General features: G+C 67.9%; 12 protein-coding genes. 5 read left to right on the forward strand and 7 right to left on the reverse strand.

All coding sequences use genetic code 11. The features are described from left to right. Window positions 1-98 precede the first annotated feature (98 nt). Entirely contained in the window at window positions 99-1,025 is a 927-nt protein-coding gene (locus ACQ7JA_RS22565) for an AraC family transcriptional regulator (RefSeq protein ID WP_430901936.1), read from the forward strand. Window positions 1,026-1,189: 164 nt separating this feature from the next. On the opposite strand, the gene ACQ7JA_RS22570 is transcribed toward ACQ7JA_RS22565, so the two are convergent. The 3 genes from ACQ7JA_RS22570 to ACQ7JA_RS22580 all read right to left on the reverse strand — a co-directional run bounded on the left by ACQ7JA_RS22570 (window position 1,190) and on the right by ACQ7JA_RS22580 (window position 7,676). Then, window positions 1,190-2,512 (reverse strand): MFS transporter, encoded by a 1,323-nt coding sequence (locus ACQ7JA_RS22570; RefSeq protein WP_430901938.1) that lies wholly within the window; start codon window positions 2,510-2,512, stop codon window positions 1,190-1,192. Beyond that, complete coding sequence (locus ACQ7JA_RS22575) at window positions 2,509-4,971, reverse strand: family 20 glycosylhydrolase (protein ID WP_430901940.1); 2,463 nt, start codon at window positions 4,969-4,971, stop codon at window positions 2,509-2,511. The genes ACQ7JA_RS22570 and ACQ7JA_RS22575 overlap by 4 nt, the downstream gene beginning before the upstream one ends. 65 nt (window positions 4,972-5,036) lie before the next feature. Beyond that, entirely contained in the window at window positions 5,037-7,676 is a 2,640-nt protein-coding gene (locus ACQ7JA_RS22580; protein ID WP_430901942.1) for a TonB-dependent receptor, read from the reverse strand. A gap of 359 nt (window positions 7,677-8,035) precedes the next feature. Here ACQ7JA_RS22580 and ACQ7JA_RS22585 point away from each other — a divergent pair, with 359 nt between their 5' ends. Continuing rightward, entirely contained in the window at window positions 8,036-8,680 is a 645-nt protein-coding gene (locus tag ACQ7JA_RS22585; protein ID WP_430901944.1) for a choice-of-anchor J domain-containing protein, read from the forward strand. Window position 8,681: 1 nt separating this feature from the next. Here ACQ7JA_RS22585 and ACQ7JA_RS22590 read toward each other — a convergent pair whose 3' ends face one another. Then, entirely contained in the window at window positions 8,682-10,058 is a 1,377-nt protein-coding gene (locus tag ACQ7JA_RS22590; protein WP_430901946.1) for an HD-GYP domain-containing protein, read from the reverse strand. Window positions 10,059-10,255: 197 nt separating this feature from the next. On the opposite strand from ACQ7JA_RS22590, the gene ACQ7JA_RS22595 reads away from it, so the two are divergent. Further along, a complete protein-coding gene (locus tag ACQ7JA_RS22595) occupies window positions 10,256-11,845 on the forward strand; it encodes an FAD-dependent oxidoreductase (protein WP_430901948.1) in 1,590 nt (529 codons plus the stop codon). A gap of 94 nt (window positions 11,846-11,939) precedes the next feature. On the opposite strand, the gene ACQ7JA_RS22600 is transcribed toward ACQ7JA_RS22595, so the two are convergent. Both ACQ7JA_RS22600 and ACQ7JA_RS22605 read right to left on the reverse strand, forming a co-directional pair. After that, complete coding sequence (locus ACQ7JA_RS22600; RefSeq protein WP_430901950.1) at window positions 11,940-12,638, reverse strand: hypothetical protein; 699 nt, start codon at window positions 12,636-12,638, stop codon at window positions 11,940-11,942. A 132-nt stretch (window positions 12,639-12,770) separates the two neighbouring features. Then, a complete protein-coding gene (locus ACQ7JA_RS22605) occupies window positions 12,771-13,988 on the reverse strand; it encodes a serine hydrolase domain-containing protein (protein WP_430901952.1) in 1,218 nt (405 codons plus the stop codon). 136 nt (window positions 13,989-14,124) lie between these two features. On the opposite strand from ACQ7JA_RS22605, the gene ACQ7JA_RS22610 reads away from it, so the two are divergent. Beyond that, window positions 14,125-15,111 carry an LLM class flavin-dependent oxidoreductase gene (locus tag ACQ7JA_RS22610; protein ID WP_430901954.1) on the forward strand — a complete coding sequence of 329 codons (987 nt, stop codon included), beginning with the start codon at window positions 14,125-14,127 and terminating at the stop codon, window positions 15,109-15,111. Here ACQ7JA_RS22610 and ACQ7JA_RS22615 read toward each other — a convergent pair. Next, window positions 15,108-15,692, reverse strand: a complete 585-nt coding sequence (locus tag ACQ7JA_RS22615) for an isochorismatase family protein (RefSeq protein WP_430901956.1) — start codon at window positions 15,690-15,692, stop codon at window positions 15,108-15,110. The genes ACQ7JA_RS22610 and ACQ7JA_RS22615 overlap by 4 nt on opposite strands. 92 nt (window positions 15,693-15,784) lie before the next feature. Here ACQ7JA_RS22615 and ACQ7JA_RS22620 point away from each other — a divergent pair, with 92 nt between their 5' ends. Then, window positions 15,785-16,858 (forward strand): serine hydrolase domain-containing protein, encoded by a 1,074-nt coding sequence (locus tag ACQ7JA_RS22620; protein ID WP_430901958.1) that lies wholly within the window; start codon window positions 15,785-15,787, stop codon window positions 16,856-16,858. The last annotated feature ends 10 nt before the right edge of the window (window positions 16,859-16,868 follow it).

Here is a 16,868-nt window from a genome sequence, read left to right on the forward strand (position 1 = left end):
CGTTCCGCCACGGCTTTGGCCCCATAATTGCTGCAATAACAGCAACCTCGTGACGCGATGTATTGTCGTATCGTTCCACCCTTGCCTGCTGCCTGCCCATGAATACCAAGGCCCCGACGCGCGTCTCGCGCCTGTACGAGGTCATGGACCTGATGCTGGACTCGGTCGGCGACCCGCTGGCCCTGAGCGGGCTGGCCGCGTCGGCCAGCTATTCGAGCTACCACTTCGACCGTATCTTCCGCGAGCTGACCGGCTTCTCGGCCGTCGAATACCAGCGCAAGCGCCGCCTGCGCCGCGCCGCCCACCAGCTGCGCCACGAGCCCGACGTACCGATCGGACGCATCGCCCAGGATTGCGGTTTCCCCAGCAACGCGGCCTTCGCCAAGGCCTTCAAGCAGCAGTTCGCGATGTCGGCCAAGACCTGGCGCGAAGGCGGCTGGCGCGACTATATGGACCAGCAGGTCGGGCGCGAGAGCGACGTCAGCTTCTTCGTCGCCGAACCGGGCAACGTCGAGGCGATCCTGGCGCCCTACTGCGCGCCGGTACCGGGCAGCATCGCCGCCCGCATCGAAGTGCGCCAGCTGCCGGCCGTCACCCTGCGCTACCAGCGCTTCTTCGGTCAGTCCGGCGCCGCGCTCTCGATCGCCTGCAACAGCTTCATCTGCGAGCGCGAAAAGAGCGGCGAGGTGCTGCCGGGCGCGCCCTGGTACGGCGTGTTCGACGAAGACCCGGGCTTCACGGGCGAGCGCGAATACTGCTACGACTTCGGCTTCGACGCCGCGCACGGCGGCGAGGAAGCGGGCGACGCCAGCCTGGGCCTGCGCGTGCTGCCCGCCGGCACCTACGCCTGCCTCGACTTCTGCCACGAGTGGCCGCGCTTCCGCTCCATGTACGAGGACTGGCTCGAACGCCAGGCCCAGGCCGTTTGGCGCTTCGACAGCGCGCGCCCGCACATCCAGCGCGTCGAGCGCGGGCCCGACGGGCAGTGGCGCGGTCACCTGGCGCTGCCGATCAAGAAACGCTAGACGGCTTTCCGGTCATATGCGTGGCCGGGTTTGCGCAATCGTAGGGTGGGCAATCCTTTGCCCACGCGTTCAACTCGCAGAGGCATCGCCTTGTTGCATGCGTGAGTTGAACGCGTGGGCGGAGGACTCGCGGGGCCGCCCAGGCTCACCCTACAGGATCGTATTCAGTCCGCTGCGGCCGCAGGCTTCCGCAGCGCCTCCAGCCGCACCACGCGGCTCAGCACCAGCACCGGCAGCGCGGCCACCAGCACCCACAGGAAGAAGGTCTGGTAGCCCAGCCATCCCTGGATGTCGCCGCTGACCATCTTGAACAGCACGAAGCCGAGCTGCATGAAGCCGGTGCCGAGCGCATAGTGCGCGGTCTGGTAGCGGCCGCTCGCGACCACCTGCATGATGAAGAGGATCACGCCCACGAAACCGAAGCCGTAGCCGAACATCTCGATGCCCAGGCCCACGGCGATGATGCCGAGCGATTCCGGCTGGGCCACGCTCAGGTACCAGAACACGGCGTTCGGCAGGTTCATCGCGATGATCAGGTAGGGCATGGCGCGCTTCAGGCTCAGCGCCGCGGTGAAGTAGCCGCCCGCGATGCTGCCGGCCAGGAAGGCGATGGTGCCGGCGGTGCCGTAGACGGCGCCCACCTGGGCGGTGCTCAGTCCCAGGCCGCCGACCTCGCGCGCGTCGCGCAGGAACAGCGGGCCGATGGTCTGGATCTGCCCCTCCCCGGCGCGGAACAGGATGATGAAGAGGATCGCCATCCAGATGCCCGGTTTGGCGAAGAAGTCGCGGATCACGTCGTACAAGGTGCCGGCCACGCCGCGCGCGCCGCTGCCGGTCGGCGCATTGCCCGGCGTGTCCGGCAGCGCCCACAGGTGGTAGAGGCCCAGGCCCGCCATGATCGCGCCGAGCAGGCCGAATACCGTGGCCCAGGCCGGCCCCGGCCCCATGCGGTCTTCGAGGTAACCGGCCAGCATCACCAGGCCGCCCATCGAGAGGAATTTGGCGGCGTTGAAGAAGGCGCCCTGCCAGCCGGCGTAGGCGGCCTGCTGGCGTTCGCTGAGGCTGGCGATGTAGATGCCGTCGGCGCAGATGTCGTGGCTGCTCGAGGCCAGCGCCACGATGGCGAACAGGGCGATCGAGAGACCGAACCAGGCGGGCAGCTGCAGCGCCAGCGCCATCGCGCCCAGGGCGCAGCCGCCGGCCAGCTGGAAGCACACGACCACCCCGCGCTTGCTGCGCGCCAGCTCCAGGAAAGGACTCCACAGGGCCTTGAACACCCAGGCCATGCCCAGCAGGCCCGTCCAGCGCGCGATCTGCTCGTTGGGCACGCCCATCGACTTGTACATCAGGCCCGCGACCAGCGCCACCGCATAGAAAGGCAGGCCCTGCGCGAGGTACAGGGTCGGGACCCAGGCCAGCGGATGGCGGGAAGGTTTCGATGCGCCTTCGGCCATCACGGCGCCGGGGAAGTCTTTCAGGAAGCTCATGGCTGTTCCAGGTTGAGGGTGACGATGCGGCTGCCGCGGCCGCGGGTGTCGAAGGTGGCCAGCTTCAGCACGCGCGCGCCACCCAGCGCGACCGGCGCCGCGTAGCGCGGGCTGCGCACCGAAGGATCGAGGCCATCCACAGTGTAATGGACGGCCAGTCCCGGCAGGGCGACATTCGCATGCAGCAGGCCGTCCTTCACCACCGCGCCCGGAGGCGGGAGGCGGTAGTCCCAGGGGCGGCGCGCACGGTCCAGGCGCGGCAGCTCGCGCTGGCCGAGGCGGTTGGCGAATTCGTTCCAGTCGCGCTGGGCCCGCGCGGCGCGCTCTTCCTGCGCCGCGATGTCCTGCCAGCCCGGGTCCGCCGCCCAGGCCCGCTCGGCCAGCCCGATCAGGCGCGGCAGCGCCAGGTATTCGAGGCGGGCGCGCGAGCGGGCGTTCTCTCCCCACAACTGGCCCTGGATGCCCCTGATGCGGGCGCTTCCCTTGGCGTCGAGGGGCTGCAGGGCATCCAGCACGCTGCGGTCGAGCGCATGGCCCATCGGATCGAGGTCGGGCATGGCGCGCGCATCCAGCGGGCAGAAACCGAAGGCGTTGCGGGTGCCGACGAAGCCGGCCCAGTAGTATCCCGGCTCCTGCGGGTGCTTGGCGTAGGCCAGGTCGAAGTAGAGATTGGCCGCATTCGACAACACCACGTCGTAGCCGGCATTCGCCAGCCGGTAGGCGCAGTCTTCCTGGCCCGAACCCCAGCGGTTGTTCCAGACGTAGACGTGGAAATCCGGGCCGGCGAAGCGCGGGTTCGGCAGCATCCGCTCGCCCTCGCGCATCAAGGCCGTCTCGTCCCAGCCGGCATACTCCACGCCATGGCGCGCCAGGATCGCGCGGCAGCGCTCGATGAAGTCGTCGTGCAGGGCCTGGACGTCCCAGCCCTTCTCTTCCATCAGCGCGCGGCAGCGCGGGGAACCGAGCCAGGCGCCGACCGGCACTTCGTCGCCGCCGGTGTGGATCACGCGCAGCGGCACGCCGGCCTCGCGGTACAGCACGCAGACCTCGCCCACCACGGTGTCGATGAAGCGGTCCACCGAGGGCAGCGCGATGCAGATCACGTTGTCGTGCCAGAGCTGCACCGATTCATAGGTGGAGCTGTCTTCAGGATCGCTCAGCAGGTATTCCCCGGCGCCTGCCACGTCGCCGGCCGCCAGCAGGCGGCGGTGGCGTTCGCGCATCGCCACCACGGCGGCGCGCGCATGGCCGGGCATATTGAATTCGGGGATGACCTCGATGTGGCGGGCGTGCGCGTGGCGCAGGATGGTGACGAATTCCGAGGCGGTATAAAAGCCGCTGCCGCTCGAAGCCTCGACGTCGGCGCCCGAGCCGAAGGAAGGCGGCAGGCAGGGAATTCCATCCTGCGCGACGCCGCGCCGGGAACCGACCGCGGTCAGCTCCGGCAGCGCGCCGATCGCCAGGCGCCAGCCCTCGTCGTCGGTCAGGTGGAAGTGGAAGCGATTGAGCTTGTAGCCGGCCATGCAGTCGAGCAGGCGCAGCACCGTGGTGACGCCGGCGAAGTGGCGCGCCACGTCGAGCATCATGCCGCGGTAGCCGAAGCGCGGCGCGTCCAGCACCCGTCCCGTGGGCAGTTCGCCGGTTGGAGACAGCAGCTGGGCCAGGGTCTGGATGCCGTTGAAGACGCCGTGGGCGCTGGCGCCGGTGATGCGCACGCGGCCCGGCTCGATGTCGAGCAGGTAGGCCTCGTCCCCGGACAATCCCTCTACCGCGCCGATCTCCAGCAGGATGTCGCTCGAGCCGCCGGGCACGAGACCCGGCAGGGCGCCCAGCATCGCGGCCAGCAGCGAGGCCTCGTTCCACAGCGTGCGCTCGTAACCCATCGGTGCGTGGCGCGAGAGCAGGCAGCGGCGGCCGTCGAAGTGCGCCGACACCGGCTTCGGGGTGATGCGGCCGACCGCGCTCTCGGGCAGCAGCCGCAGGGCCGCGTTCTGCTCGAAGCGCCAGGCCGCATCGGCCGTCGGCAGCAGGTCGCCGCGCATGCGATGGCGCTGCTCGGGGCGGGCGAACGGGGCGATCGCGGGGTCGCCCAGGTCGATGGGCGCACTTCCGTCGCCGGGCTGCAGGTAGAAGCCGAGCGGCGCATCGGTGATGCTGATCGCCCAGTGCAGGGCTTCGTATTCCACGGTAAGGGTTTGTTCAGGCAGCCATGCCCCTCCCCCGGGCATGGTGAGGCGGAACAGGTCGCCGTTCAGGTGTTCGACGGCGAAGCCGGTGCTGACGCTGTCGCGCAGCACCTTGCGGCAGGTGTTGAAGTACAGCGCCCAGCCGGGCGCGATGGCCCGGCTTGATACGTTGCGCAGCACGAGCCGCGCCGTGAACGCATCGTCGCGTGTGTAGTTGCTCAGGCATTCCCAGGCGATCGCGATCGCGGGGCCGTCGACGGATGGTTCGGTCATGGGGATCATGTTGTGCTTTGCGCTGCCGGCGGGCGCCATTGCCGGCGCCCGCCGTCCTGCAGGTCTTACAGCTTGCCGCGGATGCCGACGTAGAAGGTACGGCCGTTCGAGTAGAAGGCGCGCGGGCGGTCTTCGTTCTCGGCGTACATCTTGATCGTCTCGTTGGTCAGGTTGAGTGCGTCGAAGGTCAGGGTGAAGCGCTCGTTCAGTTTCACGTTCACCGAGGCCGCCAGCGAGGGCATGCTGTCCACGTGCTGGCTGGCGCCGCGGTCCACGCCGGCCTTGTACTTCGAGCGGTAGTTGTAGGCCAGGCGCGCGGAGAAGCGCTCGTTCTCGAAGTAGCCGGTGAGGTTCCAGGTGTTGCGCGAGGAGTTCAGCAGCTCGCCGCCGTCATCGAGCTTGCCGTCGGCATGGGTGTAGTTCATCAGGGTGCCGAAGTTCTCCCACAGCGGCTGCTGCCAGCTCAGCTCGATCCCCTTGTTGCTGCCGGTGGTGTTGTACGGCGAGGTGATCTGATACTGGGTCTGGGTGTTGCGCTTGTTGTTGAAGTAGGTCCCGGTCGAGGTGCCCTGCGCAACGATGGAGCGGAAGTCCATGTAGAAGAAGCCCGCCGACAGCAGCGCCTTCGGCGCGTAGTACCACTCGGCGCCCACGTCGAAGTTCACCGAACGCACCGGATCCAGGTTGACGTTGCCGCCGCTGCCGCTCAGGGCGTCGTCGTTGAGCGAGACCGAGCCGCCCAGCGCCGAATAGTCCGGACGGGCGATGGTCTTGGCCAGCGCGGTGCGCAGCACCAGGGCCGGCGAGACCTCGTACTTCAGGTTGGCGCTCGGCAGGTAGTCGGTATAGGTACGCTTGAAGGTGGTCGGGGTGTAAGCGCCGAAGGCCGAGCCGGTGATCGGGTTGGGGCCGCCCGGCAGGTTGACGATCGTGTTCTGGCGCGTCTTGATGGCGCGCAGGCCGATGTTGCCGCTCCAGTTGTCGGCGCCGAAGTCCGCCATTGCGTACAGGGCCGCGGTCTTCTCGCCGACCTGGAACTCGTTGGTCCAGTTATGGCGCAGGGTGTAGTCGAGCAGGCGGTTGCCCGGGACCGCACCCCAGGCGCCCAGGGCCGCGCCATCGTACTTGAAGTAGTTATTGAGGATGCTGCCGCCCAGGTCCTTGCCGAAGTCGCCCGGGTACATCTGGCCGTTCCAGGCCGGGCCGGGGGCCGTGAAGCCGGTCGCGCCCGGACGGGTCTCGAGCGGATGCTCGGCGGTGCGGGTGTGGTCGGTCCAGCGCGCGCCGAAGCGGATCGCCGAGACCATCGAATCCTGCACCCGCCATTCGCCGTCGAGCTGGGCGTACTTTTCCCGGTCGACCGACTGCGATTCGCCGCCGCCGGCCCAGGCGGTGCTGCCCGGCGCCGCGGTGTTCCCGCCCGGGTAGCTGACGCTGGCCGGCGACAGTCCGTTCAGGGCGTAGACCATGCCGCCGTCGACGTTGTTCTGGTAGTAGACGTCGTCGCGGTCCCAGCCCACGCCATGGGTCTTGCCGATCTTGCCGGACAGGGTTAGCTGGTCGTTGACCTTGTGCTTGCCGTTCAGGTCGAGGTACCAGGATTCGCCGCCGGCGTCCGGACGGTAGATGTTGTCGACCTCGCCCGCATTGCGGGTGAAGGCGGCGCCCACCAGGGTGCCGTTCTTGATGACCGGGTTCTGCGGCACCAGGTTCATGCTGTTGATCGAGTTGGCCGGGGCGGCCAGCCAGTTGGTGTTCTGGTGCGGGGCATCGAGCTTGGAATAGAAGCCGTTCAGGTCGATGCTGGTGCCGCGCTGCGGACGCAGCTCGATGTCGAAGGCGCCGCCCTGGCGCTTCTTGGTCTGCTCGAAGAGGGCCGCGCCGATGAAGGTCGGGACCACCACGCCGCGCAGGGCCGGATTGGCGGCGACGGCGGCGCTGGTCGGGCTGATCGGGGTGTAGCCGAGGATCTCCTGGCCGTCGCGGCGCACGCTGGCCTTTTCCGAGAAGCCCTGCAGCAGCACGCCGAAGGTGCTGGCTTCGTTCTTCCAGCTGACCAGGCCCGAGACGTGCGGCTCGGCCTTGTCGGACAGGTCGTTGTAGTTGGCTTGAATGGAACCTTCCACCGTCAGCGGCTTGCGGAAGTCGAGGGGACGGCGGGTGATGACGTTGATGGCGCCGGAAACGCCGCCTTCGACCAGGTCGGCCGTCGGGCTCTTTTGCACGACGATCGAGCCGACCAGTTCGGACGGCAGCAGCGAGAAGCTGCTGGAGCGGCCGACGTTGCCGCCGATCTGGTTCAGCACGAACCAGTCGCCGGTGCTGATGGCGTGGCCGTTGAACAGGGTCTGCTGCAGGCTGGGGCTGGTGCCGCGCAGGCTGACGCGGTCGTTCTCGCCGAAGCCGCCTTCGCCGCCGGCCGAGGACTGGGTGTTCACGCCCGGCAGCCGCTGGATCGCGTCGGCGACGTTCTTGTCGGGCATCTTGCCGATGTCCTCGGCGGTCACCACCTCGACCACCGAGTCGGCGTTGCGCTTCTGGCGCAGCGACTGCTCCAGGGCGGCGCGCACGCCGGTCACCACCACGGTCTGGGGCTCGACCTGCTCCTGAGCCATTACCGGGCTGCCGAGGCCAATGAGGAATACCGCCACGCCGACCGCGATCGCGGTGCGCTTGTACTGCTGCCTTGCCATCAACTCGTTCATGTTCTCTCCAAAACATTATGGTGATTCCGCGAAGGGCCGGAACCGCTTCTTTCACTTCAGCCGTCGTCTCGACCGCGTGTGGACGTTTGTGCGTCTCTCGTGTGGGAGGCATTGTGGAGTGATCTTTTCGGCCATGTTTGTCAAATCTTGCTAAGAAGATGCGATTTCATCGCCATGACACATCGCCGTGCTATCCGGGCCGGACGGGTCCGACAGTGTCGGAAAGTTTTACAGAACAGCAAGATTAATTAATTGGAAATATATAATTTATTAGTAAAATCAATGGCTTGGCTAAGTGGCATGTTATGTGCTAGTTCAATGGGATAAAGAAAACCCATGACTAATCACACGGAGGCAAGATGATGAAGAAGGTGATGCTGCCCCTGGCTTGTGCCGTCGCCATGGGCACGGCGCAGGCCGAGGTCCTGCTGGTGGAGAATTTCGATAACGTGAATGCCTTGCGTGCTGGGGACCAATGGATCTTCGAGAACGCAAGCGTGCCACCAGGCATCGCGCCGGGCTGGGTGCAGGGCAATCCAGACGTGTTCGAAGCGCACATGGGTGAACCGAACGCCTACATCGCTTCCAGCTTCCAGAGCGCCGCACCGAACGGGCAGGTGGACGACCGCCTGTTTACGCCGCTGTTTTCGCTCGAGAACGGGGCGGTCGCCACGTTCTGGCTACGGGGCGCCAACGACCCCGGCTTCTTCGACATGGTGGTCTACGGCTACACCGATGGCGGCGCCGATCCGCTGGATTTCATCCTCCAGGAAGTCACCATCGCCCCGGATGGGTGGACGCAGTACTCCATCACGATCGATGCGCGCGCCGGCGACGGACGCCTGGGCTTCGTGCACACCGGTCCCGAAGCCACCTCGAACTATGTCGGCCTCGACACGCTGCGCATCGTCGACCAGCGCCAGGGCGACGTGCCGGAACCGGCCACTCTCTTGATCATGGGCCTCGGCCTGGCGGGCCTGGCCGCCAGCCGCCGGCGCGCCTGATTCAGGCGTTTTCCGGCAGCGGCACCCGCGCCAGCGCGTCCTTCAGGGCGGCGAAGCAGGCCGGGTCGAGCGCGCTGCCGACCGTCTTTTCCATCATCTCCAGCGCCTGCGGCACGGGAATCGCGCCGCGGTAGGGCCGCTCGGCGGTGATCGCATCGAAGATGTCGGCGGTGGTGATGATGCGGGTTTCCAGGCCGATCGCCTCGCCAGCCAGGCCGCGTGGATAGCCGGTGCCGTCCAGGCGCTCGTGGTGGGCGCCGGCGATCGCCGCCAGTTCGCCGAAGGCGGCGATACGGCCCAGGATGGTCTCGGTGTAGGCGGCATGTTCGCGCACCGCGGCCCATTCGTCGCGGTCGAGCGCTCCCGCCTTGTCCAGTACGCTGTTGCTGACACCCAGCTTGCCGACGTCGTGCAGCAGTGCGGCGCGGCGCAGCCAGCGCCGCCGCCCCTCCGGCAGTCCCAGCGCCTCCGCGATCATGTCCGTGTACAGCGCCACCCGGCCGCTATGGCCGCTGGTATAGGGGCTCTTCGCGTCCACCACCTGGCCGAAGGCTGCCGCGATGTCGTCCAGGTAGTCGTCGTCGAGCGCCACTTCGCGTCCGGCCGGTTCCAGCGCGAACACGGCCCGGTCGAGGTCCGGGGAAGCCAGCATCGTCCAGAAGCCGGGGCTGTGCGCCACGCTGTCGAAAGCGCCCACCAGCTCCGGGTCGAACCAGCTGCCCGCGCGCGCATGCGCCTCGCGCAGGGCGCTGTCGCGGCCCGACGCGGTGTGGAACACATCGATCACCTGCGCCAGCAGCGCGATGCGCGCGTAGACGGGAATGGCGGCGCCGGCCAGGCGTTCCGGTTTCCCCTGGCCATTGTAGTGTTCGTCCAGCGAGTAGATCCCGGCGGCCACGCCTTCGGAAAAACGCAGCAGGCGTGCGATCTCGGCGCCGCGCTGGCAGCGCGTGGCGATGAGGTCCTGGGCGATTGCCGGGCCATCGCGCAGGATCGTCATCACGCTGCGGAAGCGCTCGGCAAGGCCGGCCTTGAGGCCGGTGTGGCGCAGCACGAAGGACAGCACCTGGGGCAGGCTGTCCCCCACGGTCTTGAAGTCGCGCTTGAATTCGAGGTCGTCGGTCAGGTACAGCTCGCAGATGCGGGCCGCATTGCTGCTGCAGCCGAGGTCCTTCAACAGCAGGGTGTAATACAGCTCCCAGAGCTGCTCTTCCCGCAGCCCGGCGGCGCGCCCGATGTGCATGCCGATCCAGCAGCTGCGCACGCAGTGGCCGGCGGGCTGGCCCTCGGTGATGTCGAGCGCATAGCTGAGTGCGCCGATGAGTTCCGACAGCTTCATGGCAGTCGGTGCGAGCGTCGCAGGCAGGTCGGGTCTCATGGGGTGGTTCCTTGTGGAAATTAATATTGATAATACGCCAGAGAATTCTTATCCGACGGAAAATTTATCGGTTTTGACGATAGTGCGGCGTGCGCACCACAGTCCCATCGTGCTCCGGCCTTTCGGCCGCCCAAGTAGACTGTGCAGACGCTTCGACACCGCGCCCCGGGGCGCCGCCGTACTGAAAGGATCACGACATGCCTGCCACCACGAATGGCGCTTCCGTTTCGGTCTGGATGGACACCGCGCAGGTGCCTGCCCGCCCTCCCCTGCCCGGCGACCTCGACGTCGACGTCTGCGTGATCGGCGCCGGCATCGCCGGCCTCACCACCGCCTACCTCGCGGCGCGCGCGGGCCGCAGCGTGGCCGTGATCGACGCCCTGGGCATCGGCGCCGGCGAGACCGGACGCACCACCGCCCACCTGTTCCCGCCCGACGAGTGGTATGCCTCCATCGAAGACAAGTTTGGGCAGGCCAATGCGCGCCTGGTGGCCGAGAGCCATGCGCGCGCCATCGACCTGGTCGAATCGATCGCCGCGCAGGAGCACATCGCCTGCGAATTCGAACGCCTCGACGGCTACCTCCATGCCCTGCCCGGCAACGGCTTGCACGACCTGGAGAAGGAATATGCCTGCGCCGCGCGCGCCGGCGTGCCGGTCGAACTGCTGCCCCGCGTACCGGGCCTGCCTTTCGACACCGGTCCGGCGCTACGCTTCGCGGGCCAGGCCCAGTTCCATCCGCTGAAATACCTGGCGGGTCTCGCCGCCGCCATCGAACGCCATGGCGGCAGGATCTTCGGCGGCACCCACGCCCACAGGGTGCGCGGCGATGCGCGGCAGCAGACCGTGTCCACCGGCCATGGCGAGGTCCGCGCCGGCGCCGTGGTGCTGGCCACCCACACGCCCTTCAACGATCGCGTGGTGATGCACACCAAGCAGGCCGGCTACCGCACCTACGTGGTGGGCATGGAGGTCCCGCGCGGATCGTTGCCGCGCATCCTGCTGTGGGACACGGGCGACCCGTATTACTACGTGCGCCTGGAAAGCCCGGAGGGGCTTGCGCACGACATCCTGGTGGTGGGCGGCGCAGACCACAAGACCGGCCACGACGACCACCCCGAACACCGCTACGACGAGATCGAGCGCTGGACCCGCGAACACTTCCCGCAGGCGGGAAGGGTCGCCTACCGCTGGTCGGGCGAAGTGATGGAACCCTCCGACGGCCTGCCCTACCTGGGCCGCAACCCGATGGACGACGAGAACGTCTACCTGATCACGGGCGACTCGGGCAACGGCATGACCTATGCGACCGTCGGCGCCATGCTGGTGAACGAGCTGATCGCGGGCCGCGACCATCCCTGCTACGCACTCTACGATCCCTCCCGCAAGCCGCTGCATGGCCTTGCCGATTTCGCCTCCGAGCAGGCCAGGACCATGGCGCGCTACGGCGAATGGCTGACCGGCGGCGACGTCGATTCGGTCCAGGAAATCGCGGCCGGCGAAGGCGCGGTGGTGCGCGACGGCCTGCGCAAGATCGCCGTCTACCGCGATGCCCAGGGCGGCCTGCACGCGGTGTCGGCCAAGTGCACCCACCTGGGCTGCGCCGTGCACTGGAATTCGGCCGAACGTTCCTGGGACTGCCCCTGCCACGCCTCGCGCTTCGACATCGAAGGCAATGTGCTGCATGGCCCGGCGCCCGAACCGCTGGAAAAGGTCGAACTGCAGGAAGGCGGCGCGCCGCCGCCGCGTTCGCCGCGCGCCGGGATGCGCGGCCGGAACGTGCGCTGAACGGCCACGCGCCCCGGCCGTAAACGACGACACCAGCCCGGGGGCTGGTGTCGCATGCGGCCACGCGGGCCGCATCGGGTGTGTGCGCTGCGGATCAGTAGCCGCGGCCGGTGCTGCTGGTGCTGCTGGAGGTGCCGCCGGTGGTGCTGGTCGAACCGGTGGTGCCGGCGCGGCCGGTGGCGTCCATGGTGCCGGTCGTGCTGGAGGTGCCCATCGAACCGCTAGAGCCCGAGGAACCGGTGGTGCCCGAGAAGCCCGAGGAACCGCTGCTCGAACGGGTCGGCGGTTCGCTCGATGCGCCGGTGCTGGTGCGGCCTGCTTCCACGCCCTGGCTGTCGTAGCCGCTCCAGCCCTGGGTGCCGCTGGCGCCGGTCGCGCCCATCGCGCCGGTCGAGCCGCTGCTGCTGGTGCCGGTGGCGCCCATGGATCCGGTGGTACCGGTGGTGCCGGTGCCGGTCGCGTCCATCGAGCCGCTGGTGCTGGAACCGGTCATGCCGCTGGTGCTGCTCGAGCCGCTCTTGCGGTCCTGGCCGCCCATCGGGCTGCCGGTGTCGGCGGCGCTGCTGGTGCCGGTCTTGCTGTGGTCCGCGCCCTTCTGCTGCTGCGAGCTGCCGGTCGCGCTGGCCGACGAGCTGCCGCTGCTCTGGTCGTTCATGCTGGAACTGGCGCTGGTGCCGGCGCCGCGGGTGTTCTGGGTACCATCGCTCGATTGTGCGTGGACGGTGGTGGCGCCGAACATGGCGGCGGCAACGGAAGCACCCAGCAGGCCTTTCAGTAGCTTGTTCATTTTCATGTCAATCTCCTAAATTTGTCTTCGGGGCAAACTGCTCAGCAATATCAAAAAGATATTGTTTAGGGGTCCGAGTGTAGAGATGCACGAATGAGGGAGGCGCACGGTAGCCTCCCGGAAAAATTCCGAACAGGCTTATGGTTGAGCTGCCTGCGCTGCCTGCGCTGCCTGCGCCGACAGGGTCCCGAGCTGGGTGTACAGGGCCAGGATGTTGCTCTTGTCGTCGGGATAAACCCGGTTCGACAGGAAGACGTAGAAGGTGCGCGAGCCCGGATCGACCCACAGGACGCAGCCCGTGAAACCCGTATGGCCATAGGAGCCCAGCGGGAACACGGCGCCGCGTGGCCGCTGGGCAAAGGGGGAATCGATGTCCATGCCCATCCCGCGCAGGGCCAGGCCGGACTGCGACTGGGCGGTCGTCAGCAGGCGCACCGATTGCACGGACAGCACGCGCACGCCATCGAGTTCGCCGCCATTGAGGAGCATGCGGGCGAAGCGCGCCACGTCGCGCGCCGTGGTGAACACGCCGGCCGATCCGCCCACATTGCCCATGCGGCGCACGGTCGGGTCATGCACCTCGCCCTGCAGCAGCGCGCCCGGCGCCAGGTCGCCATGCAGGGCGACGTCCAGGCTGTCAGGGCCGCGCTGGGTGGGCGCGATGGCGCCGGCCGGCATGCGGGCGAGCGGCAGGTAGCCGGTGTCGCGCATGCCCAGCGGCCCGTAGAAACGCTGTTGCACGAAGCGGTCGATGCCCATGCCGGCCGTCTGCTCGACCAGCCGGCCCAGCAGGATGTAATTGATGTCGGAATAGCGGAAGAAGGTGCCGGGCGCGTGCGTCACGTCTTGCGCGCAGGCCAGCCGGTAGGCCGCTTCCCTGCCTTGCCACGCGGGCCTGGCCGGCAGGCCCGCCGGCAGTCCGGAGGAATGGGTCAGCAGCTGGCGCACCGTGATGGCGTCCCTGCCGCCGCCCGCGCATTCCGGGAAGTAGCGCACCAGGGGCGCTTCCAGGTCGATCCGGCCCTCTTCCGCCAGCAGCAGCACCGCGGGCGCCGTCGCCAGCACCTTGCTGAGCGAGGCGGCATCGAACACCGTATCCGGCGTCACCTTTGCTGCGCCGGCCTCGTAGGTATGGGCGCCGAAAGCCCGTTCGTAAACGGCGCCATCGCGCTCCAGGTGGAAGACGGCGCCGGGCAGCTTGCGGGCGGCGATATTGTCCTCGATGGCGCGGTCCAGCTCGGCCAGCCGGGCCCCGTCAAGCCGCATCCCGGTCTTTCCCGGCAATTGGGCGCAGCCGGCGAGGAGCAGGGCGGCGGCGAGGATGGCGGTGCGGCGGCATGGCGAATGGCTGGGCATGGGATATCGGGCGATAAAAGGTCCGATCGATCATAAAGACGGGTCCGCCACGGGTCAATATTTACAGTACGGCAAGCAACATCGTGAAAAATGGGGCCTTCGCACGCGAAAATCCGCATCGGCGTATGATGAACGGATGATCCCCTTCTCGATACTCGACCTCGCGCCCATCACTGAAGGCAGCGATGCGGCCACTTCCTTCCAACGTTCACTCGACCTCGCCCAGCATGGCGAACGCTGGGGCTACCAGCGCTTCTGGCTGGCCGAACACCATGGCATGCCGGGCATTGCCAGCGCGGCGACCGCCGTCCTGATCGGCCACGTGGCGGCCGGCACCAGCACCATCCGGGTCGGCGCCGGCGGCATCATGCTGCCGAACCACTCCCCGCTCGTCATCGCCGAACAGTTCGGCACCCTCGCCTCGCTCTACCCGGGCCGGATCGACCTGGGCCTGGGCCGTGCGCCGGGCTCGGACCACACCACCGCGCGCGCCCTGCGCCGCAACCTCGCCTCGGATGCCGACGAGTTCCCGCAGGACGTGGTGGAGCTGATGGATTATTTCGCCGATTCGCCGCGCCGCACGGTCAGGGCGGTGCCGGGCGCGGGCCTGGACGTGCCGGTCTGGATCCTCGGCTCCAGCCTGTTCGGCGCCCAGCTGGCCGCGGCCCTCGGCCTGCCCTACGCCTTCGCCTCGCACTTCGCGCCGCAGATGATGATGCAGGCGATCGAACTCTACCGCTCGACCTTCCGCCCCTCAAAACAGCTCGACAAGCCCCATGTGATGCTGGGCTTTAACGTGTTCGCCGCCGACACCGACGAGGAAGCCCAGTTGCTGGCGACCTCGATGCAGCAGGCCTTCGTGAACCTGCGCACCGGCCGCCCGACCAAGCTGCAACCGCCGGTTCCGGGCTACCTGGAAAGCCTGGGCACGGCCGAGCGCATGATGCTCGATTCCGTGCTGTCCTGCACCGCGATCGGTTCCCCGGCCACGGTGGAGAGCCAGCTGCGCAGCTTCATCGCCCACACCAGGCCGGACGAGCTGATGATCACCTCGCAGATCTTCGACCACGCGGCGCGCCTGCGCGCCTACGAGATCACGGCCGAGATCAACCGCAAGGGCTAGGCATCGCCAGTCCCCGCCTGCAGCATGTCGATCAGCGCCCGCGTCGAACGCACCCTGCCCATCTTCGGGAAGATGTGCCTGCAGGCGAAGTGGTGGGCCTCGCCGTCCATGCTCGACATCGCATCTTCCACGAACACCAGCCTGTAGCTGCGGTCAAACGCCGCGCGCGCCGTTGATTCCACACCGAAATTGGTCGCTATCCCGCCCAGCAGCAGGGTATCGATGCCGCGCCGGCGCAACAGCTGATCCAGCTCCGTGCCGTAGAAGGCGCCCCACTGGCGCTTGGTGACGACGATGTCCGTGGCTTCCACGCCGGCCATCTCGGCCAGCTCCGAAGCATCGTAGGGTGGCGCGCCGGGCGGGCGCATGGGCGCGTCGGCCAGCGGCACCGGCAGTTCATTGAGTAACACGCGCACGTAGACGACCATCGCGCCGCGGCTGCGCATCTCCTGCGCCAGCAGCACGCAGTTGCCGACCGTTTGCTCGGCCGTATAGGGCGCCAGCTCGCGCTTGACGTTGCTGTTCTGCAGGTCGATCAGGACGAGCGCCGTGCGCGCAAGATTCAGGGTTTGTTCGGTCATTGCTCGCTACCTCCTCGCGCGCAGTATTCATGAATCGGGCCGGGCGCGGCGCACACGGCTACAATGCCTCGACTATTCTTTCCGGAGGAAGCATGCAACGTCGCCAGTTCATCCACCTTTCCTCGCTCGCCGCCGGCGCCGCCCTCCTGCCTGGCTGCGCGGCGATTTCCAGCCTGACGACCGGTCCCCTGATCGACCGCCACGTACCCAAGGACTACAGCGGCGTGGTCGCCGTGCGCAAGGATGCACGCTCGACCCTGGTCACCCACGCCAGCGGCCTCGCGTTGCGCGAGGAGAAGCAGCTGGTCACCAAGGACACCCGCTTCCTGATCGGCTCGATCACCAAGTGGATCAGCGCCGTCACCGTGCTGCGCCTGGTGGACATGGGCAAGCTCGACCTCGACGCGCCGATCGGACGGCACCTGCCGGAACTGCCGGCGGCGAACGGCGCGGTGACCCTGCGCCACCTGATGTCGAACCGCAGCGGCATCCCGAACGGCCTGGCGGAGGCCCTGCGCAAGGACCGCGCGGTCGAGAAGCTCGAGATCGGCCCGGTCGAGGCGGCCCTGCGCTTCGGCGCCGGCGCGCCGGGCGCGGCCCCCGGCGAGCGCTGGGATTACTCGTTCACGAACTGGGTCCTGGTCGCGGCCGTGGTCGAACGCGCCACGAAGAAAACGTTCACGGAAGTCGTGGAAGAGCTGGTGCTGGCCCCCGCTGGCGTGCGCGACACCAGTTTCGCCGCGACGGGCTACGAGGACGAAGTCGGGATGGCGGTGGCCTACGGCGCCACCGGCGAACGCAAGTCCCCGGCCGTCCCGCCGATGGTGGCGGCCAGCGGCACGCTGTACAGCACGGCGCGCGATCTGGTGGCGATCGCGGACAGCGTGTATTTCACCAAGCTGTTGTCGGATAAGGCGCGCAAGGAACTATCGACCGTGGTGGTGGCTTCCGAAGACTATGCGCTGGGCGGCAAGGTGAAGACGGTCACCACGAAAAAAGGCGCCCGCTCCCTGGCTTGGGAAGCGGGCGCCATCGGTGGCTACAAGAGCCTCCTCGTCTACGACCCGCTGGAAGGCCGGGCCGTGGTTCTGCTGAACAACACCGACATGCAGCAGTCGGAGCAGGCCAGGATCGCGACCGCCCTGTTCTCGTCGTTCGACGAATAAGGGCGGTCGC

The organism is Massilia sp. BKSP1R2A-1, assembly GCF_050586525.1.
Taxonomy (GTDB): domain Bacteria; phylum Pseudomonadota; class Gammaproteobacteria; order Burkholderiales; family Burkholderiaceae_D; genus Telluria.